General features: G+C 66.1%; 17 protein-coding genes. 7 read left to right on the forward strand and 10 right to left on the reverse strand.

Annotated elements, in window-relative coordinates; genetic code table 11:
• Window positions 1-142: 142 nt before the first annotated feature.
• Entirely contained in the window at window positions 143-5,794 is a 5,652-nt protein-coding gene (locus CVM73_RS33005) for an apolipoprotein A-IV repeat region-like domain-containing protein (RefSeq protein WP_100235949.1), read from the reverse strand.
• Between the two features lie 396 nt (window positions 5,795-6,190).
• On the opposite strand from CVM73_RS33005, the gene CVM73_RS33010 reads away from it, so the two are divergent.
• Window positions 6,191-6,562 (forward strand): Hpt domain-containing protein, encoded by a 372-nt coding sequence (locus CVM73_RS33010; protein WP_100235950.1) that lies wholly within the window; start codon window positions 6,191-6,193, stop codon window positions 6,560-6,562.
• Between the two features lie 157 nt (window positions 6,563-6,719).
• On the forward strand, window positions 6,720-7,040 hold the full coding sequence (locus CVM73_RS33015; protein ID WP_008143731.1) for a 2Fe-2S iron-sulfur cluster-binding protein: 321 nt from the start codon (window positions 6,720-6,722) through the stop codon (window positions 7,038-7,040).
• 15 nt (window positions 7,041-7,055) lie between these two features.
• On the opposite strand, the gene CVM73_RS33020 is transcribed toward CVM73_RS33015, so the two are convergent.
• Window positions 7,056-7,523, reverse strand: a complete 468-nt coding sequence (locus CVM73_RS33020; protein ID WP_100235951.1) for an acyl-CoA thioesterase — start codon at window positions 7,521-7,523, stop codon at window positions 7,056-7,058.
• Window positions 7,524-7,705: 182 nt separating this feature from the next.
• On the opposite strand from CVM73_RS33020, the gene CVM73_RS33025 reads away from it, so the two are divergent.
• From CVM73_RS33025 to CVM73_RS33035, 3 genes are all read left to right on the forward strand, one after another.
• Window positions 7,706-8,734, forward strand: coding sequence for an NAD(P)/FAD-dependent oxidoreductase (locus CVM73_RS33025; RefSeq protein WP_100235952.1), 1,029 nt, complete (start codon window positions 7,706-7,708; stop codon window positions 8,732-8,734).
• A 105-nt stretch (window positions 8,735-8,839) separates the two neighbouring features.
• Entirely contained in the window at window positions 8,840-9,427 is a 588-nt protein-coding gene (locus CVM73_RS33030; RefSeq protein WP_100235953.1) for a DUF2147 domain-containing protein, read from the forward strand.
• A 283-nt stretch (window positions 9,428-9,710) separates the two neighbouring features.
• Entirely contained in the window at window positions 9,711-10,064 is a 354-nt protein-coding gene (locus CVM73_RS33035; protein ID WP_100235954.1) for a hypothetical protein, read from the forward strand.
• A 57-nt stretch (window positions 10,065-10,121) separates the two neighbouring features.
• Here the strand turns inward: CVM73_RS33035 and CVM73_RS33040 are convergent, their stop codons facing one another.
• The 3 genes from CVM73_RS33040 to CVM73_RS33050 all read right to left on the reverse strand — a co-directional run bounded on the left by CVM73_RS33040 (window position 10,122) and on the right by CVM73_RS33050 (window position 12,624).
• Window positions 10,122-10,391 carry a hypothetical protein gene (locus CVM73_RS33040; RefSeq protein WP_100235955.1) on the reverse strand — a complete coding sequence of 90 codons (270 nt, stop codon included), beginning with the start codon at window positions 10,389-10,391 and terminating at the stop codon, window positions 10,122-10,124.
• Window positions 10,392-10,582: 191 nt separating this feature from the next.
• Window positions 10,583-11,947, reverse strand: a complete 1,365-nt coding sequence (locus tag CVM73_RS33045) for a sensor histidine kinase (protein WP_100235956.1) — start codon at window positions 11,945-11,947, stop codon at window positions 10,583-10,585.
• Window positions 11,944-12,624 carry a response regulator transcription factor gene (locus CVM73_RS33050; RefSeq protein WP_100235957.1) on the reverse strand — a complete coding sequence of 227 codons (681 nt, stop codon included), beginning with the start codon at window positions 12,622-12,624 and terminating at the stop codon, window positions 11,944-11,946. Before CVM73_RS33050 ends, CVM73_RS33045 begins: the two co-directional genes overlap by 4 nt.
• A 353-nt stretch (window positions 12,625-12,977) precedes the next feature.
• On the opposite strand from CVM73_RS33050, the gene CVM73_RS33055 reads away from it, so the two are divergent.
• Together CVM73_RS33055 and CVM73_RS33060 are read left to right on the forward strand one after the other, a co-directional pair.
• Window positions 12,978-13,865 (forward strand): MipA/OmpV family protein, encoded by an 888-nt coding sequence (locus CVM73_RS33055; RefSeq protein WP_100235958.1) that lies wholly within the window; start codon window positions 12,978-12,980, stop codon window positions 13,863-13,865.
• A gap of 6 nt (window positions 13,866-13,871) precedes the next feature.
• On the forward strand, window positions 13,872-14,612 hold the full coding sequence (locus tag CVM73_RS33060) for a hypothetical protein (protein ID WP_100235959.1): 741 nt from the start codon (window positions 13,872-13,874) through the stop codon (window positions 14,610-14,612).
• Between the two features lie 61 nt (window positions 14,613-14,673).
• Here the strand turns inward: CVM73_RS33060 and garD are convergent, their stop codons facing one another.
• The 5 genes from garD to CVM73_RS33085 all read right to left on the reverse strand — a co-directional run bounded on the left by garD (window position 14,674) and on the right by CVM73_RS33085 (window position 21,293).
• Window positions 14,674-16,215 carry a galactarate dehydratase gene (gene garD / locus CVM73_RS33065; RefSeq protein WP_100235960.1) on the reverse strand — a complete coding sequence of 514 codons (1,542 nt, stop codon included), beginning with the start codon at window positions 16,213-16,215 and terminating at the stop codon, window positions 14,674-14,676.
• Between the two features lie 195 nt (window positions 16,216-16,410).
• Window positions 16,411-17,859, reverse strand: a complete 1,449-nt coding sequence (locus CVM73_RS33070; RefSeq protein ID WP_100235961.1) for an aldehyde dehydrogenase family protein — start codon at window positions 17,857-17,859, stop codon at window positions 16,411-16,413.
• 84 nt (window positions 17,860-17,943) lie between these two features.
• The gene (gudD, locus tag CVM73_RS33075; protein ID WP_100235962.1) at window positions 17,944-19,287 is read right to left on the reverse strand and encodes a glucarate dehydratase; all 1,344 of its coding nucleotides are present in this window, start codon (window positions 19,285-19,287) and stop codon (window positions 17,944-17,946) included.
• 26 nt (window positions 19,288-19,313) lie between these two features.
• Window positions 19,314-20,258, reverse strand: a complete 945-nt coding sequence (gene kdgD / locus CVM73_RS33080; protein WP_100235963.1) for a 5-dehydro-4-deoxyglucarate dehydratase — start codon at window positions 20,256-20,258, stop codon at window positions 19,314-19,316.
• A gap of 129 nt (window positions 20,259-20,387) precedes the next feature.
• Entirely contained in the window at window positions 20,388-21,293 is a 906-nt protein-coding gene (locus CVM73_RS33085; protein WP_027576424.1) for a LysR family transcriptional regulator, read from the reverse strand.
• Between the last annotated feature and the right edge of the window lie 89 nt (window positions 21,294-21,382).

A 21,382-nucleotide genomic window follows, 5' to 3' on the forward strand; every position in this document is an offset into this window, starting at 1 on the left:
GGTTGAGAGATGGGCCCCGGCTCTGCAGCGCACCGCTGAAGAAGCGCTGCGCCGCGTCCGGGGCACAAGCAAACAAAAACGGAGCCTTCGAGGGCTCCGCTTTCATTTCGCTATTCGCTGTTCGCCATTGGCGAGCTTCCGCTCACCCCAGCCGTCCCGCCGCATGCGCGAGCAGGGTGTACACCAGCCCCGTTTCCGAGATCAGGTGGCTGCGCAGCTCCTGCGGGCCGCGGCCGTCGCGGGCGACTTCGTCGAGCAGGCGCTCGAACTCGGCGACGTAGCGGTCGACCGTGCCCTTGAAGTTGCGGTCGGCGCGGTACTTGCGGGCGACCTCGTCGAAGGCCTTCTGGCCGGCGGGCGTGTAGAGGCGCTTGGTGAAGGCCTTGTTCTCACCGCGCTGGTAGCGGTCCCACATCTCGGCGGCGAGGTTGCGGTCCATCAGCCGGCCGATGTCGAGCGACAGCGATTCCAGCGGATTGCCGCTTGCTTGCGGGGCCTGCGGCTGCGGCGCGGGGGCGGCACGGCCACGCGGAGCCTCACGTCCGGTCGGGGTGCCCTGATTGGCGTCCGTCCGGTTGAGGAGGTCCGACAGCCAGCCGTCGCGGCCCTGGTCGTTGCCGCCAGGTGCAACCGGCGGCGCTTCGGTGCGGCGCGAGGGAGCCGGCATGCCGAGGTCCGGCGGCGGCAGCGTCGAGGCGCTGCCGGTGTCGCGCATGCGGGTCTCGGTAGCCCGGCCACCGACGGCGGCCATCATCGGCTCTTCCTGGCGCTGGACGGCGACGGAAGCGCGGCCCGCCGTGGTGCCGTCGAGGCCGCGGCCGTGCTGGGCCACGATGCGGTTGAGCTCGGCGAGGGCCTCGATCTGGTCGACGATCACCTTGCGCATCTGCGCCGTGCTCTCGGCGGCCTCCTGCGGCATCTCGAGCACGCCGCGGCGCAGCTCGTTGCGGGTGGCTTCGAGCTCGTTGTGCATCTCGAACGCCATCTGCTTCATGCTGGAGACGAGGTTGGTGAACTTCTCGGTCGACTGCTTGAACATCGCATCCGCCTCGTCCGTGGTCTGGCGGTAGATGGCGTGCATCGCCTCGATGGTCTGGCGGGGCTCCTCCTCGGACGCCGCACGCACCGCCTCGAACTGGCGGGTGATCGCGGCCGAGCCTGCGCCGGCGGTCTCGGCGACGACGCGGGCGATGTCGCGGGCGCGCTCTTCGGCGGCCGCCAGCGATTCATCGAGCAGGCCAGTGAAGCGCGACAGCCGCTGGTCGAGATCGGCCGTGCGCAGGTCGATCGTGGTGACGAGCGATTCCAGCGCCTGCTTGCGTTCGGCGAGCGAGGCGGTGGTGTTCTTGTTGCTCTGCTCGACGACCTGCGCGGCCTGGACCAGCGCCTGGCCGTGCTTGTCGAACTGGGTCGACAGCTCGCCGAGATCCTGGAGCGCCTTCGTGGTCTTGCTGTTGAAGACGTTGAGCTGCTCTTCCAGGTTCTGCGTCGCAGCGCCGTTGCGCGAGGTGACGTCGTTCATCGCCGAGACGAAGTCGGCGACGCGGGTCACCAGCGCCCGCTCGAGCGAGTTGAGGTTGTCGTGCGCACCGGTCAGCACCTCCTGGAGCAGGATGTTGCCTTCGCGCAGACGCTCGAACAGGGCCACCGTGTCGGTGCGCAGGATCTTGCTGGTCTCCTGCATCTCGGTGACGGCTGCGATCGAGACCTGGCGCGACTGGTCGATCGCGGAGCGCGAGGCCTGCTCGAGGTCCTTGAGCGACTTTCCGACCGCGCTGGTCGCAATCTCGCTCGCCGCGTTGATGGTGCGGGCGACTTCCGAGCCGTTGCCCATCATGGTCTGCGAGAAGGCCTGGCCGCGCGTCTCGATCGACTTCAGCGCGTCGGAGGTGACGCGGTCGATGTCGAGCGTGAGCTGGCTGGTCTTGGAGCCGATCGCGTCGACCAGTGCGCCGCGCTTGGCGTCGATCATGTTCGACAGACGGTCGGCCTGCTGCTGCACATAGGTGACGATCTCGTCGGTCTTGCCGGTCATGGCCTGGCCGAAGCTGGAGCTGGCGGCGAGCACCGAGCGCTCGACGTCGGCCGAGCTCGACTTGACCCGCGAGCTCGCCTCGTTGGAGGCGGAGATCAGCGCGTTCTGGGCGTTGAGCGCGCTGGTCTGGATGTCGCTGGTCGCGTTGGTGGTGGCTGCGCTCAGCGTACGCTCGATCTCGGTCGAGATGGTGCGGATCTGGCTCGCGGCGTCGGCCGAGGTCGAGGTCAGCGAGATCTGCGCCTCACGCGCGCTGTTGAGGATGGTCGAGGCGGTGTCGGCGCCGACCGCGGTCAGCGTGCGCTCGATGTCCGTCGTCAGCGACTTGATCTGGCTCGCCGCATCGGTCGAGGCGGAGATCAGTGAGCCCTGGGCCTCGCGAACACCGCTGGTGAGCGCCTCGATGGTGGCGCCGCCGGCGGTCGCCAGCGCGCGCTGCATCTCGGCCGCGAGCGAACGGACCTGGCTGGTCTGTTCGGCCGAGACCGCGAGCAGGGTGCTCTGGGCGTCGCGGGCGCTGGTGGTGATCGTCTCGGCGGTCGTCTGGCCGACCTGCGAGAGCGAACGATGCACTTCGACCGCGAGCGACTTGACCTGGCTCGCCGCATCCGAGGACGCCGTGACCAGCGTGCTCTGGGCCTCGCGGGCGCCGCTCATGATGGTTTCGGCCGTCGAGGTGCCCGCCATCGTGAGCGAGCGCTGCACGTCCGAGGACAGCGCCTTGATCTGGTTGGCGGTCTCGGTCGAGGCCGCGATCAGCGTGCTCTGCGCATCGCGGGCGCCGGCGGTGATCGATTCCGCCGTGGTGGTGCCGGCCATCGACAGCGAGCGCTGCACGTCGGCGGTGAGCGCCTTGACCTGGCTGGCCGCATCCGAGGAGGCGGAGACGAGGGTGGTCTGCACCTCGCGGGCGCCGGCCAGGATCGAGGCTGCGGTGGCGGAGCCCGCCGCCGACAGCGTGCGTTCGACGTCGGCTGCGAGCCCCTTGATCTGGCTGGAGGCCTCGCCCGATGCCGCGACCAGCGTCGACTGCGCTTCGCGGGCGCTGGTCAGGATCGAGTTCGCCGCACCGGTGCCGACCGCGGTCAGCGCCTGCTCGACCTCGGCCGAGGTCATCTTGAGCTGGGCGTTGACGTCGGAGGAGACCGTCAGCAGCGACTGCTGAGCAGTCCGCGCGCCGGTCTGGATCGTCTCGCTGGTGTTGACGACGAGGTTGGTGAGCGAGCGCTCGGCGTCCTCGACATGCGAGCGGATCGCGGTCGAGATCATCTCGGCGCGGGACATCATGTCCTCGCTGGCCTGGCGTCCGCTGCTCTCGATGCGGCCGGCGACGGCCTCGACGCGCGAGCCGAGCAGGTCCTCGAACTGCGCCACGCGCACGTCTATGTCGCTGGCGACCGAACCGACCTTGGTCTCGATGGCCTGCTGGATGTCCTGGAAGCGCGCCGTGACCGTATCGGTCAGATGCGTGCTGCGGCCGTCGATGATCTCGGTGACGCCGGTGATGCGGCGGTCGACCGCCTCGATCGCCTGCGCGGTGCCGTCCGTGAGCGTCGAGCTCAGCAGCGTGAGGCGCGTGTCGATCGACTGCACGGCCTGCGAGGCGCCGTTGGTCACGGCGGTGGTCAGGTAGGTGAGGCGGGAGTCGATGGATTCGAGCGCCTGCGACGCGCCGCCGGTGAGGGTCGTCGTGAGGTGCGTCAGCCGCGTGTCGATCGACTGGATGGTCTGCGATGCGCCATCGGTCAGCGAGGTCGTAAGGTGGGTGAGGCGGGAGTCGATCGACTGGATCGCCTGCGCAGCACCGTCGGTCAGCGACGTCGCCAGCGTGTTGATGCGTCCGTCGATGGTTTCGGTCATGGACTTCGCGCGGGTGTCGAACGACTGTTCGAGTGCGGCGACGCGGCCGACGAGCTGCTCGTCGAAGGTCCTGATGTGGCCCTCGATCGTGCCGTCGAGGCTGGCGATCTTGCCGTTCAGCGAGACGTCGAGATTGCTGACGCGTTCGCCGATCGTGGTCTCGAATTGCACGAGGCGCTGGTCGAGCACCGCCGTGATTTTGCCGCCGTTCGCCGTGAAGCGGGTGTCGAAATTGTCGACATAGGTCTTCAGCGTCTCGGTGATGTCCTCCGTGCGCTGGCCCATGCGCTCGACGATCTCGCCGCCGAAGGTCTTCACGGTGCGGTCGAACTCGGAGATGTGGCGCGTGATCAGCGCGCCCAGCGTGCCGGAGTCGCGGGCGAACTTCTCGACCAGCTCGGTGCCCTGGTTCCTCACCAGCTCGTCGAAGGCGCTCATCTGCAGCGACAGCGAGTCGTGTGCGGTCTCGGTCTGGCTGACGACCTTCGCGACCAGGGCGTTGACGGTGGCGTCGAGCGCCTCGCTCGCCTTGTCGCCGCTCGTCATGATCTGGCCGGCGAGGCGGGTGCCGGCATCGTCGATCTTGGCGGAGATGTCGGTGGAACGCAGCTCGAGCTCGAGCAGCAGCGAGTCCGACGAGTTCTTCAGGGAATCGTGCACCTGCTCGGTACGCTCGGAAATGCCGTCGACGATCGCGGCGGAACGCTGCTCGAACTCGCCGGTGATGCGGTCGATGCGCTCGTTCAGCATCTCGTGGACGCGGTCGGCGAGGTCGACGAACTCGTCGTGGACGTGGCCGGTCTTGAAGTTGAGGCTGGTGGTCAGCCGCTCGCTGGCGTCGAGCACGGCGCGCGTGGTCTCGTTGCTGGCTTCCTCGAGGCGGTCGAGCAGGTCGCCGCCGCGCTCGCCGAGCGCGAGGATCATGTTGTCGCCGGCATTGCTCAAGGCGCTGGTGATGTGGGCGCCGCGCTCTTCGAGCGCGCCGGTGATGGACTTGGCGACCTCGTCGACGCGCGAGGCGATCGCGTCCGAGATCAGCGCGATGTCGTGGCGCAGGTCGATCTGCACGCCGGAGATGGCGCTGCGGACCTGCTCGGCCTGGCCGACCAGATTGTCGCGCTGATGCGCGATGTCCTGGAGCAGGGCGCGGATGCGCACCTCGTTGTCGGAATAGGCGCGTTCGAGCGCCGCGACCTCGTTGGCGACCAGCGTCTCGAGCTCGCCGGCGCGCGCAATCGCGCGCTCGATGCCGTCGCCCATCGCCGCGACCTCACGGCGGATTGCCTGGCCAACGGTGACCATGGAATCGGAGGCCGAGCCTTCCGGCTCGGAGAAGCGGATCGCGACCTGCGCCATCGCCTGCGCGATCATGCGCATTTCCTGGCCGCGCCAGACGAGGCTCGCCAGGAAGTAGAACAGCATGATCGGCGCGAAGAACATCGCGACGAGACCGGCGATGACGAGCACGCCGCCGCTCTGGCCCATGGCGGCCTGGATCGAGGGCAGGAAGCCGACGGTCAGCGCGGCGCAGGCGGCGAGCCAGATGCCGGCGAAGATGGTGGCGAAGGTGTAGACGCTGCGGGCAGGGCGGCCCTTCTGAAGCGCCTGGAGCAACTGGCCGATGGTCTCCCGGTCGTCATTGGCGGCGCGGCGCGAGGCGCGCGGCTCCTCGACCTGGTCGAACACGGTCGCCCGCTCATTGGCGGCCGGTCGCGGCTCGAAGCTCGGCTCGTCGAAGATCGGGGGCGCGGGCGGCGGCACCGGGGGCGCCGTTTCGTTGTTGCGCAGCGTCGCATTGCGGCTGGTATCCGCAGCGGTGTCACTGATGTTCAGTGCTTCCTGGATCGCAGAAAGCGCAACTTCTGTGGGGTCTTTGACCTTTTTCGGAGTGTTCGCCATGTTCAGTCCGAGCCCTTGTTACTTGTACGCGTCCCCCCGCGAGCCCTGCGCGCGGCGCAAGCCCACAGACCGGATCATGCCGCTTGCGCGGATCTCCGAGCCGTCCCCACCCGGACGGCTTGTCCGCCAATTTCCGCAACATCCTATTGGCAGAGCGTCGCGAATGAAATGCCTGCGATTAAGACAATCTTAATCATCGTTAACAGGATCGCGGCGTAACGCCTTAGCAATAAATGCAATTCTCCACCGAACTCGGCCGATTGCGGCAACTTGTTGTCAATAAACGGGCAGATCTACGTCAAACAGCCCAAACATTTCATTAACCATTTTCATGCTTGGGTGAGGGGACCCTGACCGCCGGACCGGCGGCCGCCGTGCGATGCCGGGGCCCGTGCCATGACGCCTGAACTGCAACGGATGGACTGGATGCCGTCGCCCCCGCTTGCACCCTACAGCCCGCTCGACCTCGATCACCTCTCCCGGATGACGCTCGGCGACACCGAGCTGGAACAGCAAGTGCTGGCGATGTTCGCCGAGCAGGCGGGCCGCCTGCTGGCGGCGATGGCTGCGGTGCCGGCCGAGACCGGCGCGCTCGCGCACAAGCTCAAGGGGTCGGCGCGAGGGATCGGCGCCTTTGCGGTGGCCGATGCCGCAGCCAGCCTGGAGACCGCGATCCGGACCGGCCATGGCCGGCCCGATGCCTTCGCCGCGCTGAAAGAGGCGGTGACGGAGGCCCGCGCCGCCATCGAGGCGATCCTGAAGCCGTAAGCCGATACGGTCGGAGCCGGGCTCTAGTCTTTTGTTTTGACGCGTTTTCTTCCCGCAAAACGGGATTCAATTCGGATCAAAACGCTATGGCGCCGGGCTGACCGACCCGTTATAGGACAGCCCGGACCTTCCCAGCACCGCGGCAGTACGAGCACATATGGCCAAGATTCACTTTGTCGACCACAAGGGCGAAACCCGCACGGTGGAAATCGAGAACGGCGCAACCGTGATGGAAGCCGCGATCCGCAACAGCATTCCCGGCATCGAGGCCGAATGCGGCGGCGCCTGCGCCTGCGCGACCTGCCATGTCTATGTCGACGAAGCCTGGCGCGAGAAGGTCGGCAGCCCGACGCCGATGGAAGAGGACATGCTCGACTTCGGCTTCGACGTGCGCCCGAATTCGCGCCTGTCTTGCCAGATCAAGGTTTCCGACGAGCTGGACGGTCTCGTCGTGGCGACGCCGGAACGCCAGGCCTGATCGTCTCAAAATACACTACATGCTCGGCGGCACGACCTCGATGCCGCGCTTGTGCCAGCGTCTGAGCCTCTCGATCACCTCTGCGGTCAGCGGCGCGGGGCGCCGCGTCGCCTCATCGAGCAAGACGCCGACCGACGTCGCCGACGCGATGCACTTTCCTTGCGAGAACACGACCTGCTCGAAGGTCACCGACGTTCGTCCGAGCTTCACGACGCCGAGGCCGAGCTCGATCGCGTTGGGCCAGTGCAGCTCGGCGCGGAAATGGATGTCGAGCCGCACCATGATCCAGGCGAGGCCTGGCGGGGTTAGCCCGTATTCGGGAAGCTTCATCAGCGTGACGCGGCCGGTCTCGAAATAGGTGGCGTAGACCGCGTTGTTGACGTGCTGGTTGGGATCGAGATCGCCGAAGCGGACGTTGTCGCTGAGACGGTAGGGATAGTCCTCAAGGCGCGGCGTCGTGTCGAGGCGGGCTGGTGCGTTCACCGATTGATCTCCGTCATATCGGATCCCGTTACAGCCCAGTTATTCTGACCCGGCAAGTGGGCGCGGCCGCGGGGTGCTCCCGCTTTTATGCCTTCCCTGTTCCATCCCCGTTGGCTAGACAGGCAGGGTCACCTCTGCCCAACGGGCTCCGTCCAACCGATAACGACCGATAAAGAGACGACATGAGCGACGTGATCAAAACCGATGTGCTGATTATTGGCGCCGGCCCCTGCGGTCTGTTCGCCGCCTTCGAGCTCGGCCTTCTCGACATGAAGGCGCATTTCGTCGACATCCTCGACAAGGTCGGCGGCCAGTGTGCCGAGCTCTATCCGGAAAAGCCGATCTACGACATTCCCGGCATTCCGCACGTCTCCGGCCAGGGGCTGACCGACGCGCTGATGGAACAGATCAAGCCGTTCCATCCGACCTTCCATCTCGGCGAGATGATCGAGACCGTGGAGAAGATCGGCGATCCCGCCTTCCGCTGCACCACCGATGCCGGCAAGGTGTTCGAATGCAAGGTGGTGGTGATCGCGGCCGGTGGCGGCTCGTTCCAACCCAAGCGTCCGCCGGTGCCGGGCATCGAGGCCTATGAAGGCACGTCGGTGCATTACGCCGTACGCAAGATGGAGACGTTCCGCGACAAGAACGTGCTGATCGTCGGCGGCGGCGATTCAGCGCTCGACTGGACGCTCAATCTGCATCCGCTGGCCAAGCGCATCACGCTTCTGCATCGGCGCGACGAGTTTCGCGCCGCGCCGCACAGCGTCGAGCAGATGCGTGCGCTGGTCGCCGGCGGCAAGATGGATCTGCGGCTCGGCCAGGTCACCGCGCTCTCCGGCGCTGACGGCAAGCTCACCGGCGCGACCATCAAGGGCAACGACAACAGCTTGAGCGAGATTGCCTGCGACACCATGCTGCCGTTCTTCGGGCTGACCATGAAGCTCGGCCCGGTGGCGAACTGGGGCATTGCGCTGGAGAACAATCTGGTGCCGGTCGAGACATCCGCGTTCGAGACCAACGTATCCGGCATCTTCGCGATCGGCGACATCAACACCTATCCCGGCAAGATCAAGCTGATCCTGTGCGGCTTCCACGAGGGCGCGCTGATGTCGCAAAAAGCCCATCGTTATGTCTATCCGGAGAAGCGGCTCGTGTTCCAGTACACGACCTCGTCCTCCAGCCTGCAAAAGAAGCTCGGTGTCAACTGACGCAACGCAGCGGGGAGGCGATGCCCCATGTTTCTGGTGCTGGAACCGTTCGCGAAATCGCCGTAGTCTGCGGCCATTCCGGTCGTGGAATAGCAAGGTGATCTAATGCGGAATTCTTCCAGCTCTCGGCTGCTCTCCTTCCTCGCGCTCGCATTGTCGCTCGCGACGGTGACGCCGTGTGCGGCGCAGACCGCCGAGCCGACGGCGGCGGGCCTCTGGCAGAAGGTCGAAGACGGCAAGACAGTCGGATGGTTCCTCTTCATCGATCACACCGGCGTCTTCGAAGGCGTGATCGCCAAGACCTTCCCGCGGCCAACCGACAATCCGAACGAAGTCTGCTCCAAGTGCACCGACGATCGCAAGAACGCGCCGGTGCTCGGCATCTCCTTCGTCCGCAATATGAAACGCGAAGGCTTGAAGTACGAAGGCGGCAACGTGCTCAATCCGCGCGACGGCCAGATCTGGAAGGCCAACATGCGGGTCAGCCCCGACGGCCAGACCCTGACGCTGCGCGGCTATCTCGGCATCGCGCTGCTCGGCAAGGACGAGACCTGGACGCGCTTACCCGATGCCTACATCGCCCAGGTCGATCCTGCCATCGTCGCAAAATACCTGCCCGCGCAGGCTGCCGCCGCGAAGCCGCCGGCGCCCGCGGCGAAGAAGGGTGGCGCGATGGCGCCGGCGAAGCAGTAGGGTCTCGTACGTCGCGCACTGCGCGGCCTCAATAGCTCTCGCTTTGGCGCAGGGGCCTTCCCCGCCACCGGGTCTCCAGCCTGTGCGGCCATCTTCGCCGAAAGGCGAACACGTGCCGGACCCGCTCCAGTAGTTCCCCGGGATGCGCGCTGGCGCCGGATTTGCATAGCTGTCGGCAAAGCTGCTGGGGGAGCGAGTCGCCGTCTCCACGCCGTCCGCGCACCATGCGGAGGGCGGACGGCAGCGTTTGCCTCGCGGCGATCACTTCGACCGCGGAGACAACATGAGAGCAATATCGTGTGCCGCCACGCTGCTGGGATTGATGGCGCTATTGGCTACAGCGGCACTGGCGCGCGACGACGGGCGCTACGCCAACTCGCCATTAAAACCCTGGTTCGAGAGTCTGCATAGCGAATACGGGCAGTGCTGCTCCGACGCCGACGGCTACGTCATTGCCGATGTCGATTGGGAGTCCGATCGCGGTCACTACCGCGTGCGGATCGACGACGAATGGGTCGTGGTGCCCGACGGTGCGGTGATCACCGTTCCGAACAAGATCGGCCGCACCATGGTGTGGAAGCACTATATCGACGGCCATCCGCGCGTGCGCTGCTTCATGCCGGGCAGCATGACGTAGACGCGCGTGCCATTCCGGTCAGCGCGGAGCACCGAACCCGGAATGACAAAGCGAAGCTTAGTGCGCCTGGTTTTCCGAACCCGCGCTCGCGAGCTGCTTGATCCGCGGCGACAGCACCGAGACCTGCGCGGGCGAGGCCGGCATGCCGGCGACGGTCATCGCAGGGCTTGCCGACTGCTCCTCGACGCCGGCGCCGCCGAGCACCTGCACCTGCGTCGCCGAGATCGGAAACGATGTCACTTCGTAAGAGGGAAGCTCAGCGGCGAAGGCGCCGGCCGAGCTCGCAATCATGGTGCCGGCAACGGCAATCATCGAGAGAAAACGCATTGGAAAATCTCCGTGGAAGATGTCAATCGGAGGTTTGGTCGCGTCGATGCAGGATCAGGTTCGCCCGTGTGCGAACATTCCCATCGCCTTCGGCGCAGATATTGATTGCTTGATGCGAAAGGACGAAACGCGGAAGAAGTTTTCCGTGCCAATGTTTCCGGACGGTTTCGCCGAAGCGCCGATGCGCCCGCTTAGCGCTCTTGCAGATCGAGCTGCGGAGATTTGACCGCGGTGGCGGCCTCGGGAAAGCACAGGCGCATCGTCGTGCCGCGGCCCGGCTCGGAGGCGATGACGAGCTCGCCGCCGTGAGCGGCCATGATCTCGCGGACGATCGACAGGCCGAGGCCCGCGCCGTTGCCTGCGCTGTTGCCGGTCTGAAACGGCTCCAGCAGCTTGTGCTCCGGACCCCCGGGCAGGCCTGCGCCGTCGTCGTCGATCGAGATGCTGCCGCGGCCGAGGGTGGCGACAATGCGTCGCGCGCCACGGGCGTGGATAAGCGCGTTGCCGACGAGATTGGCAAGCGCACTGCGAATGGCGGCATCGACGCCCTGCACCAGGAACGCACCTTCGTCGGTCCGCTCCAGCGCGAGCTCGATGCCGGCGTCCAGCGCCGACGGACCGAAATCGGCCAGCACGTCCAGCGTGATTTCGGCAAGATCGATCGGCCGCTTTTCGATCGCGTGATTTTGCAGGCGCGCGAGGTCGAGCATGGCGGACACCAGCGACGTCAGGCGGCGGACGTCCCGTACCAGCTCGGCCTTCAAGGCCGGATCGGACACGTCGTCGATCTTTGCGCGCAGCAGCGTCAAGGGCGTGCGGAGCTGATGGGCGGCATTGCCGAGAAAGCGGCGCTGCATCCTGATATAGGCGTCGATCTCGCCGAAGGCGCGGTTCAGCGCCTCGACCAGGGGCTTCAACTCGGAGGGGACTTCGGACAACGAGATCAGGCCTTGCGGGGCCGATGGGTCGATCGCGAGCGCACGGCGCGCGACCCGTTCGATGCCGCGCGAGACGAAACGTGCGGCAAGCGCCGAACCGATCGCGACGGTCGCCGCAAAGGCCAGCGCCACCAGGATGATCGAAAAAATCCGGTTGAGAAGGAAGTTCCCGGCCATTCGGCCGAAGCGGACCTGAGGCTCGCCGACCATCGTCGTAAGCCGCAAGGAGCCCCGTTGCGCAACGGCGAGACAGAACGTGCTGTTCTGGTCGTGTGTGCTGAAGACGGACAGGCCGACCGGCCCGCGATAGGGAAAGGCGAAGGGGAGGGGCGGGCGGTGCTCGCTACCGTACTCGCTGACGAGATCGCCCACGGACACGACGTACCAGAGGTTTGGACTGTCCGCCTTCAATTCCTTGAGGGCGGGAGTCGGACGTATCGTCAGGTTTTGCCCATCGAAATCAGTGGCACGATCGAGAACGGCGGCCACGACCCGGCAGGCCCTGAACTCGCGTTCTTCCAGCGGGTACCGCCAGACGAAGATGCTGACCATGATGAGGAAGATGGTGGTCGCGGCGATGCCGAGCGACAGCGCAAACGTCCGGGCGATCGACCTCATCGAGGGGTTGCCAGCCGCAGGATGTAGCCGATGCCCCGCATGCTGCGGATCTCGACGTCGCCGCCGAGCTCGGCCAGTTTCTTGCGCAGACGCGAGACCTGCGCTTCGAGCGTATTGGACTCGATCTCGTCGTCGAAGCCGTAGATCTCCTCGATCAGGGCGGCGCGGGTGATGACGCGGTCGCGCCGCATCAGCAACGCGCCAAGGATCAGCGCCTCGCGCCGGCGCAGCAGGATCTTGGTGTCGGCGACCACCGCCTCGTTGCTGCCGAGGTGCAGCTCGACATTGCCGAGCGACAACACCGAGGGGGCGAGCAGCCGGGGCCGGCGCAGCACCGCGCGCACGCGCGCGATCAGCTCCTGCGGCTCGAACGGCTTGCCGAGATAGTCATCGGCGCCGCCATTGAGCCCTTCGACGACATCCTCCTTGGCGTCCTTGGACGTCAGCATGATGATCGCAGGCCGTTCGGCCGACTGGCTCAGCGCCGTGACCACCTCGAGCGCATCGCCGTCGGGCAGCATCCGGTCGACGATCGCGAGATCATATTTGAAATTGTCCAGCGCCTGGCGGGCGTCGGCAATGGAGCCGACGAGGTCGACGACGCCATGCAACTGTCCGAGCAGGCGGCAGACATAGGCGCCGATCTGCGGTTCGTCTTCGATCACGAGGGAGCGCACGCGGGTCGTCCTTGACTCTGCTGGGGCAACAAATCCCTGACCGTGACGTTCCCTGGCCGAATTCTGGCGTTTCGGCTCGTGCGCAAGGGTTCCCATTAAGGCAGCGAGCTTGGCGAATAAAAGGCAGGAACGGGAGAGCGCGCGGGCACGGCCCGTCAAGTTTTGCGGGCGTGACGGAAGCCCGGCAATGTTCGGGCAATGTTGATCCGGTCGTGGCGGCCTGGCCGGGGGCTGGACAAGTCCGGGGTGCGGATTGCGTCTTGCAATCTTGGGGCAATTTTGCCGGGCCAGATGCTGTGGCTCCAAACCACATCAGTCGACTCGGCCAGCAAGGCCGGTCCGGGGCCCCTTAAATGACGTATTTCGAAGAAGCCGCTCTCCGCCTCACGGTGACTGCGCGGCGGACGACCGCCTGTCTCGCTGCACTCGGTGCGATCATGGCGACTGCGCAATCCGCATCGGCGCAGACCGCGTTCACGCTGCCAGCGCCACCATTCGAGCTGCCGATGCTGCCTTCGCCGTCCGGAAACTGGACCGTCATGGTCGGCATCGGCGGCGAATACACGCCTGACTTCGTCGGATCGAAGAACGGGAAGTTTCTTCCGATCCCGATCTTCACCATCCGCCGTGCCGGATCGATCGACCAGTTTCGCGGGCCCCGCGACAGCGCCAGCATCGCGTTGCTCGATGTCGGCAATTTTCGTGCGGGTCCTGCGTTCAAATACGTCTCGTCGCGCAAGAGCGACAAATATGCGGAGCTGACCGGCCTCGGCGACGTCAAGGCCGCCTATGAGCTCGGCGGCTTCGTCGAATATTATCCGGTGGACTGGCTGCGCCTGCGCAGCGAGTTGCGCCAAGGTGTGGGCGGCCATACCGGCACCGTGGCCGACGTCTCCGCCGACGTCATCGTGCCGCTGATTCAAAGGCTGACGATCTCGGCCGGCCCGCGCTTCACCTGGAAGAGCACCAAGGCCGCCGCGCCGTATTTCGGCGTCGATGCCGCGCAGGCGCTGGCATCGGGATTGCCGAGATACGATGCCAGGGGCGGTGCGCACTCGGTCGGCTTCGGCAGCCAGATCTCCTACCGCATCAATCCGCAGTGGGAGGTCCACGCCTATGTCGAGTACGAGAAGCTGCTCGGTGACGCCGCGGACAGCCCGCTGGTGAAGCTGCGCGGATCGTCGAACCAGACCACCGTTGGCGTCGGGGCGTCCTATTCGTTCGATTTCAGGATTCGATGAGCCGCCATGCGCCGCATTGCTTTTCTATGGGTTGGCCTCGCGGCCGCTTGCATCGCCCTCGGCGCCGCCGCGGCGTTCGAGACGCGTGCGAGCCGACTTCAGGCGATCAAGACCGTCGGCATCGTCTCGGCGATCGGCGAGGAGATGAGCCTGACGCGAGCCGGCCTGACCGGGCTCGGCAACGCCGCGCAAAGCGCCTCGATCAGCGCATGGGGGCTGGACGAGCTGATCGTCCAGCAGGCGACGAAGCTGCTCGGCGGGCGTTTCCGCGTGCAGCCGGTGAGCTACAGGCGCGCAGCCTTCGCTGCGATCAGGGATTCGGCGGTCGCGCCCGTCAACCTGCTGCGGAGCGATCCGTTCAAGGAGCTGGTTCGCAGCGATGTCACCCCGCAAGGGCTGGATGCGTATATCGTCATCACCCGGGCGAGATCGAAGCTTGGAAACGGCCGCAACGTCGAGGGTGTTGGGCTCGCCGAATATCGAACGCTGCTTGCAGATTATGGCCTGATCCACGCGCTGTACGAGGTTCGCGTCGTTGACGGCAAGTCGTTCGACGTGATCGAGAAGCGCGCGGCCGCGCCGCTCGACAACACCGGGACGGTGAGGATCGCCGGCCCAAGCGGGCCGGTCGACGAGCCGTTCGAGCGCTCGGCTTCGAGCGAACGGCTGCGCGCGGCGATAGCGGACCTCATCATCCGCAGCCTACCCCTCACGCTGGGCGACATGCATCTGATCGAGGGCCAGTGACCGTTCTTGTTTTGACGCGTTTTCTTTACGCGAACCGGTATCCACTTCGCTCGAAAACGCTTCAGGTCACCGGCGCCGGATTGAACAGCGTGAGGTCGTTGTGGATGCCCCAGCGGTCCGACCAGGGCTTGATGCGGCCGGAGGCGACGTCGAGGATCAGGCGGAACAGGTCCCAGCCGCATTCCTCGATGGTCTTCTCGCCGGTGGCGATGCTGCCGGAATCGAAGTCGATCAGGTCCTTCCAGCGCCGCGCCAGCTCGCTGCGGGTCGCGACCTTGATCACGGGCGCAGCGGCGAGGCCATAGGGCGTGCCGCGGCCGGTGGTGAACACCTGCAGCGTCATGCCGGAGGCGAGCTGCAGCGTGCCGCAGATGAAGTCGGAGGCGGGGGTTGCCGCGAACAGCATGCCCTTCTGCGTCGCCTTCTCGCCGGGCGACAGCACGCCGGCAATAGCGGAGGAGCCGGACTTCACGATCGAGCCGAGCGACTTCTCGACGATGTTGGCAAGGCCCCCTTTCTTGTTGCCGGGCGTGGTGTTGGCGCTGCGGTCGGCGCCGCCGCGTGCCAGATAGGAATCGTACCAGGCCATCTCGCGCACCAGCGCACGGCCGACATCCTCGTTGATGGCACGCCGGGTGAGCAACTGGATGGCGTCGCGCACTTCGGTGACTTCCGAGAACATCACGGTGGCGCCGGCGCGGACCAGGAGGTCGGCGGCAAAGCCGACCGCGGGATTGGCGGTGACGCCGGAGAAGGCATCGGTGCCGCCGCATTGCAGGCCGATGACGAGATCGGGTGCCGGGCAGGTCTCACGCTTGCGGGTGTTGAGCACCTTCAGCCGGGCCTCGGCCTGGGTCATGATGGCATCGACGATGGCGCCAAAGCCGTCGAAGGCTTCGTCCTGCATGCGCACGATGGCGTCGTTCACGCCTTCCGGCACCAGGCGCTCCGGCGCGAGCTTCTCGCAGCCGAGCCCGACGACCAGGATCTCGCCGCCGAAATTCGGGTTGAGCGCGAGGTTCTGCAGCGTGCGGATCGGCACCACCGCGTCGGGCGCGGTGATGGCGACGCCGCAGCCATAGGCGTGCGTCAGCGGCACGACGTCGTCGACGTTCGGGTACTTCGGCAGCAGCTCGGCGCGGATGCGCTTGACTGCATATTCCATCGTGCCCTTGACGCATTGCACCGAGGAGGAGATGCCGAGGATGTTCTTGGTGCCGACCGAGCCGTCCGGATTGCGGTAGCCTTCAAATGTAAAGCCTTCGAGCGGCGGCAGCGGCGCGGGCACGGCGGTCGAGATTTCGAGCTTGTCGAGGGCAGGGGCCTCCGGCATGCGGATGCGCGCCTCGTCGACCCATTCGCCGGCCAGGATCGGCGAGAGCGCGTAGCCGATGATCTCGCCATAACGGATGATCGGTGCGCCTTCCGCGATATCGACCAGCGCGGTCTTGTGCCCTTGCGGCACGAAGGCGCGCAGCGTCAGCCCGCTGGCGAAGCGGGAGCCGGCGGGGAGCCCGAAATCATTGACCACGATCGCGACATTGTCGCGCTCGTTGAGCTTGATGTAGCGGGGCTGCTCTTTCGCTGCGACGTCCTGGTCCATCTGCTTTTGCCTCAAGAACGGAAGAAGCCGTGTTTTCGTTCACCTCTCCCCGGAGGGGAGAGGGCGGCGCGTAGCGCCGGGTGAGGGGCCGCGGCTTCCAAGAGAGGGCGTAACCCCTCACCCGGATCGCTGTGCGATCCGACCTCTCCCAAAGGGAGAGGTGGGCACCTGCGCCGCGGGCACGAACATCGCTCGTCAACCCGGATTGGTATAAGCCGTCTTCACCGTGGTGTAGAATTCGCGCGCATAGGAGCCCTGCTCGCGGGCGCCGTAGCTCGAGCCCTTCCGGCCGCCGAACGGCACGTGATAGTCGACGCCGGCGGTCGGCAGATTGACCATCACCATGCCGGACTCGCTGTTGCGCTTGTAGTGCGAGGCGTATTTCAGGCTGGTGGTGCAGATGCCGGAGGCGAGGCCGAACTCGGTGTCGTTGGAGATCGCGAGCGCTTCCTCGTAGTTCTTGGCGCGGATGACGGCGGCGACCGGGCCAAAAATCTCCTCGCGCGCGATGCGCATGTTGTTGTTGGCCTCGGTGAACAGCGCCGGCTGCAGGTAGTGACCGGGGTTCTCGCGCTTGAGCAGCTCGCCGCCGAAGGCAAGCTTGGCGCCTTCGTCCTGGCCGATCTTGATATAGCGCAGGTCTTGGTCGAGCTGGTTCTGGTCGACCACTGGGCCGATATGCACGCCGGCCTTGAGCGCGTCGTCCACCGACAAGCCCTTCAGGCGCTCGGCCATCGCCGCGACGAACCGGTCGTGGATGCCTTCGGTGACGATCAGGCGGGAGGAGGCGGTGCAGCGCTGGCCGGTCGAGAAATAGGAACCGTTGACGGCGACCTCGACGGCGGTCTTGAGGTCGGCGTCGTCGAGCACGACCAGTGGATTCTTGCCGCCCATCTCGAGCTGGAATTTCTTCATGGGGTTCGAGAGCACGCAGGCCTGTGCGATCTTGCGCCCCGTCTGCACCGAGCCGGTGAAGGAGATCGCGGCCACGTCCGGGTGCTCGAGCAGGGTCTGGCCGACCACGGAGCCGGAGCCGACCACGAGGTTGAACACCCCGGCGGGAATGCCGGAACGGGTGATGATCTCGGCGAGCGCATGTCCAGAGCCAGGCACCAACTCGGCCGGCTTGAACACGACGGTGTTGCCATAGCAGAGCGCCGGGGCGATCTTCCAGGCAGGGATCGCGATCGGAAAATTCCAGGGCGTGATCATGCCGACGACGCCAATCGGCTCACGGGTGAGCTCGACGTCGAGGCCGGGACGGACGGAAGCGCCCTTCTCGCCGATCAGGCGCAGCGCTTCACCGGCGAAGAATGCAAAGATCTGGCCGGCGCGGGCGACCTCGCCGATGCCCTCGGGCAGCGTCTTGCCTTCCTCGCGCGCGAGCAGCCGGCCGAGCTCTTCCTTGCGGGAGAGAATCTCGGCCGAGATCTTGTTCAGCGCGTCATAGCGCTCCTGCGGTGTCGAGCGCGCCCAGGCGGGGAAGGCGGCCTTGGCGGCGGCGATCGCCTTCTCGGTCTGCGCCTTGTCGGCCTTGGCATATTCGCCGACGAGATCGTTGGTGTTGGAGGGGTTGATGTTCTTCGTGACGCCGGAGCCGTCGACCCATTCGCCGCCGATGAAGTTCTTCAGGATCGCAGTCATCGTTTCCTCCAGAGTAGGTTTCATTTCCAGTTTGGCGTGATCCTTGTCGGAAAACCGGTGTCCACTTTTCCGGGATCACGCCCCCTAACGAACGAGGCAGGGACGCTTGTCGTCGAAGGTCCAGCCGGGGATCAGGTCCTGCATGGCAATAGCGTCATCCCGGGCGCCAAGTCCATGCTTCTTGTAGAGTTCATGCGCGGCCTCGATGGCAGCGCGGTCGATCTCGATGCCGAGGCCCGGACGATCCGGAACGGCGATCTTGCCGCCCCTGATCTGGAGCGGCTCTTTCGTCAGCGCCTGGCCGTCCTGCCAGATCCAGTGGGTGTCGATCGCCGTGACCTTGCCGGGGGCGGCGGCGCCGACATGGGTGAACATGGCGAGCGAGATGTCGAAATGGTTGTTGGAGTGCGAGCCCCAGGTCAGGCCGTTGTCGCGGCAAGTCTGGGCGACGCGCACCGAGCCTTGCATGGTCCAGAAATGGGGATCGGCCAGCGGAATGTCCACCGCGCCCAGACGCAGCGCATGGGAGAGCTGCCGCCAGTCGGTGGCGATCATGTTGGTCGCGGTCGGCAGTCCCGTGGCGCGGCGGAACTCGGCCATGATCTCGCGGCCGGAGAAGCCGGCTTCGGCGCCGCAGGGGTCCTCGGCGTAGGCGAGGATGCCATGCATGTCCTTGCAGAGGCTGATCGCCTCGTCCAGCGACCAGGCGCCATTGGGGTCGAGCGTGACGCGCGCGCTCGGGAAGCGCTTTGCGATGGCGGTGACAGCCTCGATCTCCTGCTCGCCGCGTAAGACGCCGCCCTTGAGCTTGAAATCGGCGAAGCCGTAATGGTCGTGGGTGGCTTCCGCGAGCCGGACCACGGTCTCGGGCGTCATTGCCTCCTGGTGGCGAAGATTGAACCAGTCGGGCTTGCCGGTCTCGCCCTTGATGTAGTCGAGCTTCGACTTGCGCCGGTCGCCGACGAAGAAGAGATAGCCGAGCGTCTCGACGCTCGTGCGCTGCTGACCCTCGCCGAGCAGTGTTGCGACAGGGAGTCCAAGGTGCTGGCCGAGCAGATCGAGCAACGCGGACTCAACGGCGGTGACCGCATGGATCATCCCGCGAAGATCAAAAGTCTGCTTGCCGCGGCCGCCGGCGTCGCGGTCGGCGAAGGCGGTGCGGACGTCGGCGAGGATGTTGTTCATCGCGCCGACGGTCTGGCCGATGACGAGATCACGGGCGTCCTGCAGCGTCTGCCAGATCTTCTGCCCGCCCGGCACCTCGCCGACGCCGGTGTGGCCGGCATTGTCGGTGAGGATGACGATGTTGCGGGTGAAGAACGGCGCATGCGCGCCGCTCAGGTTGAGGAGCATGCTGTCGCGGCCGGCGACCGGGATCACCTGCATCGCCGTGACCACTGGCGCGCCAGAAATGTCGGTCCGGGCCATCGCACGCTCCTCCCTGTTTTCTGTCCTTATTCTGCAGCCTGTTGTGACGATCGTGCGGCGGGCAGCTTCTTCACCAGCGCGGTCAGCTCCGCGATCTCCTGCTCGGTGAGATCGGTCAGCGGCGGACGAACCGGGCCGGAGTCGCGGCCGATCACCTTCATGCCGGCCTTGATGATCGAGACCGCGTAGCCCTTCTTGCGATTGCGGATCGCGATCAGCGGCAGGATGAAATCCTTCAGCCCGGCGTGGATCGCCGCATGATCGCGCTTGCGCACGGCGGCGTAGAAGTTGGTGGCGAATTCCGGCACGAAGTTGAACACGGCCGACGAGTAGGTCGTCACGCCCATGTCGAGATAGGGCAGGGCGAAGGTCTCGGCGGTCGGCAGGCCGCCGACATAGGTCAGGCGGTCACCGAGCTTGGTGTAGACGCGGGTCATCAGCTCGATGTCGCCGATGCCGTCCTTGTAGCCGACGAGGTTCGGGCAGCGCTCGGCAAGGCGCGCAAGCGTGTCGGGCTGGAGAATGGCGTTGTCGCGGTTGTAGACGATGACGCCGATCTTCACGGCGGCGCAGACCGCCTCGACATGGGCGGCAAGGCCGTCCTGCTCGGAATGGGTGAGATAGGGCGGCAGCAGCAAGAGGCCGTCGGCGCCGGCCTTTTCCGCACCGATCGCGATCTCGCGGGCGATCGCGGTGCCGTAGCCGGTGCCGGCGAGCACGGGCACGCGGCCCTTGGTCTCGTCGACGGCGACCTTCACGACTTGCGGAACCTCTGATGGCGTCAGCGAGAAGAACTCGCCGGTGCCGCCGGCGGCGAACAGGCCGGCGACGTCATAGCGGCAGAGCCAGTCCATGTTGGCGCGGTAGGTCGCCTCGTCGAAGGAGTAGTCAGCCCTGAACGGCGTGACGGGGAAGGACAGGAGGCCCGATCCGATTGTCTGGGCCATTTCCTGCGGGGTCATCTTGCTCATGGGCGCGGCTCCCTTCGTGCGTGTTGTGGAGGACGCGGGCCGAAAGCCGCGCGTCCATGCGCCGGTGTTTAGGAGACCGTTCGATGCGCGTCCAAGCCAAAGCCTATATCGACCGATGCGGATTGAGCATCAATCCTCCGTCAGCTCCGCGGAGGACAATTCGCCGGCGATTTTGACCAGCGCCGACAGCAGCGGATTCTCGTCCTCGCGCCGCCACACCATGAACAACTCAACGGGGACGCGGGTGCGCAGCTTCAGCGGGCGCAGCCGCACGTCGGAGATCTTCAGGCTCGCGGCCGCGGCCGGCACGATGGCAAGGCCGAGGCCGGCGCGCACCATCGCGAGGATGGAATGGATCTGGCTGAGATGCTGAACGTAGCGCGGCAGCACGTCGGCGCGGGTGAACAGCGCCACCAAGAGGTCGTGGAAGTAGCGGCTCTCATAGGGCGAATACATCACGAAGGGCTGGTCGTCGAAATCCTTAATGGTGATGCTGTCGGCGTTCGCCAGCGGATGTTTCTTCGGGATCGCCGCGAGCAGGGGCTCGGCGACGACGCGGCGGCTGGTCAGCTCGGGCCGCGCGATCGGCGGCCTCAGCAGGCCGGCGTCGATCTGGCCTGAGGTCAGCGCCTCGAACTGGTCACCGGACACCATCTCCTTCAGCGAGAAATCGACCTCCGGCAATTTGGCGCGGCAGGCGGCGACGAGCTCGGGCAGGAAGCCGTAGGCGGCGGCCGCGGTGAAGCCGATCTTGAGCGAGCCGGTCTTGCCGAGTGCGATGCGGCGGGCGACCTGCGAGGCGCTTTCGGCAAGCTTGAGGATACGCCGTGCCTCCGGCAGGAAGCTGCGTCCCGCCGGCGTCAGGCGCACCGAGCGGCTGGTGCGCTCCAGCAGCGGCGCGTCGATGATGTGCTCGAGCACCTGGATCTGCCGGGACAGCGGCGGCTGGGTCATGTTCAGCCGCGCGGCGGCGCGGCCGAAATGCAGTTCCTCCGCCACCGTGACGAAACAGCGGAGCTGGTTGAGGTCGAACATCGATACATGCCTTAGATGAATAAGGCGTTTCCCCGGCACTTCTAGCATCGATAACCCCCAAAACAAAGACGGCGGCTTTTGAGGGCCGC

The organism is Bradyrhizobium forestalis, assembly GCF_002795245.1.
Classification (GTDB): Bacteria; Pseudomonadota; Alphaproteobacteria; order Rhizobiales; family Xanthobacteraceae; genus Bradyrhizobium; species Bradyrhizobium forestalis.

Excerpts from the sequence above, each read along its gene's own strand:
- CVM73_RS33055 (WP_100235958.1), top strand. The coding sequence starts at position 12,978 with ATGACGTATTTCGAAGAAGCCGCTCTCCGCCTCACGGTGACTGCGCGG.
- CVM73_RS33025 (WP_100235952.1), top strand. The coding sequence starts at position 7,706 with ATGAGCGACGTGATCAAAACCGATGTGCTGATTATTGGCGCCGGCCCC.
- CVM73_RS33070 (WP_100235961.1), bottom strand. The coding sequence starts at position 17,859 with ATGACTGCGATCCTGAAGAACTTCATCGGCGGCGAATGGGTCGACGGC.
- kdgD (WP_100235963.1), bottom strand. The coding sequence starts at position 20,258 with ATGAGCAAGATGACCCCGCAGGAAATGGCCCAGACAATCGGATCGGGC.
- CVM73_RS33040 (WP_100235955.1), bottom strand. The coding sequence starts at position 10,391 with ATGCGTTTTCTCTCGATGATTGCCGTTGCCGGCACCATGATTGCGAGC.
- CVM73_RS33015 (WP_008143731.1), top strand. The coding sequence starts at position 6,720 with ATGGCCAAGATTCACTTTGTCGACCACAAGGGCGAAACCCGCACGGTG.
- CVM73_RS33045 (WP_100235956.1), bottom strand. The coding sequence starts at position 11,947 with ATGAGGTCGATCGCCCGGACGTTTGCGCTGTCGCTCGGCATCGCCGCG.
- gudD (WP_100235962.1), bottom strand. The coding sequence starts at position 19,287 with ATGGCCCGGACCGACATTTCTGGCGCGCCAGTGGTCACGGCGATGCAG.
- CVM73_RS33010 (WP_100235950.1), top strand. The coding sequence starts at position 6,191 with ATGACGCCTGAACTGCAACGGATGGACTGGATGCCGTCGCCCCCGCTT.
- CVM73_RS33005 (WP_100235949.1), bottom strand. The coding sequence starts at position 5,794 with ATGGCGAACACTCCGAAAAAGGTCAAAGACCCCACAGAAGTTGCGCTT.
- CVM73_RS33085 (WP_027576424.1), bottom strand. The coding sequence starts at position 21,293 with ATGTTCGACCTCAACCAGCTCCGCTGTTTCGTCACGGTGGCGGAGGAA.
- CVM73_RS33030 (WP_100235953.1), top strand. The coding sequence starts at position 8,840 with ATGCGGAATTCTTCCAGCTCTCGGCTGCTCTCCTTCCTCGCGCTCGCA.
- garD (WP_100235960.1), bottom strand. The coding sequence starts at position 16,215 with ATGGACCAGGACGTCGCAGCGAAAGAGCAGCCCCGCTACATCAAGCTC.
- CVM73_RS33060 (WP_100235959.1), top strand. The coding sequence starts at position 13,872 with ATGCGCCGCATTGCTTTTCTATGGGTTGGCCTCGCGGCCGCTTGCATC.
- CVM73_RS33035 (WP_100235954.1), top strand. The coding sequence starts at position 9,711 with ATGAGAGCAATATCGTGTGCCGCCACGCTGCTGGGATTGATGGCGCTA.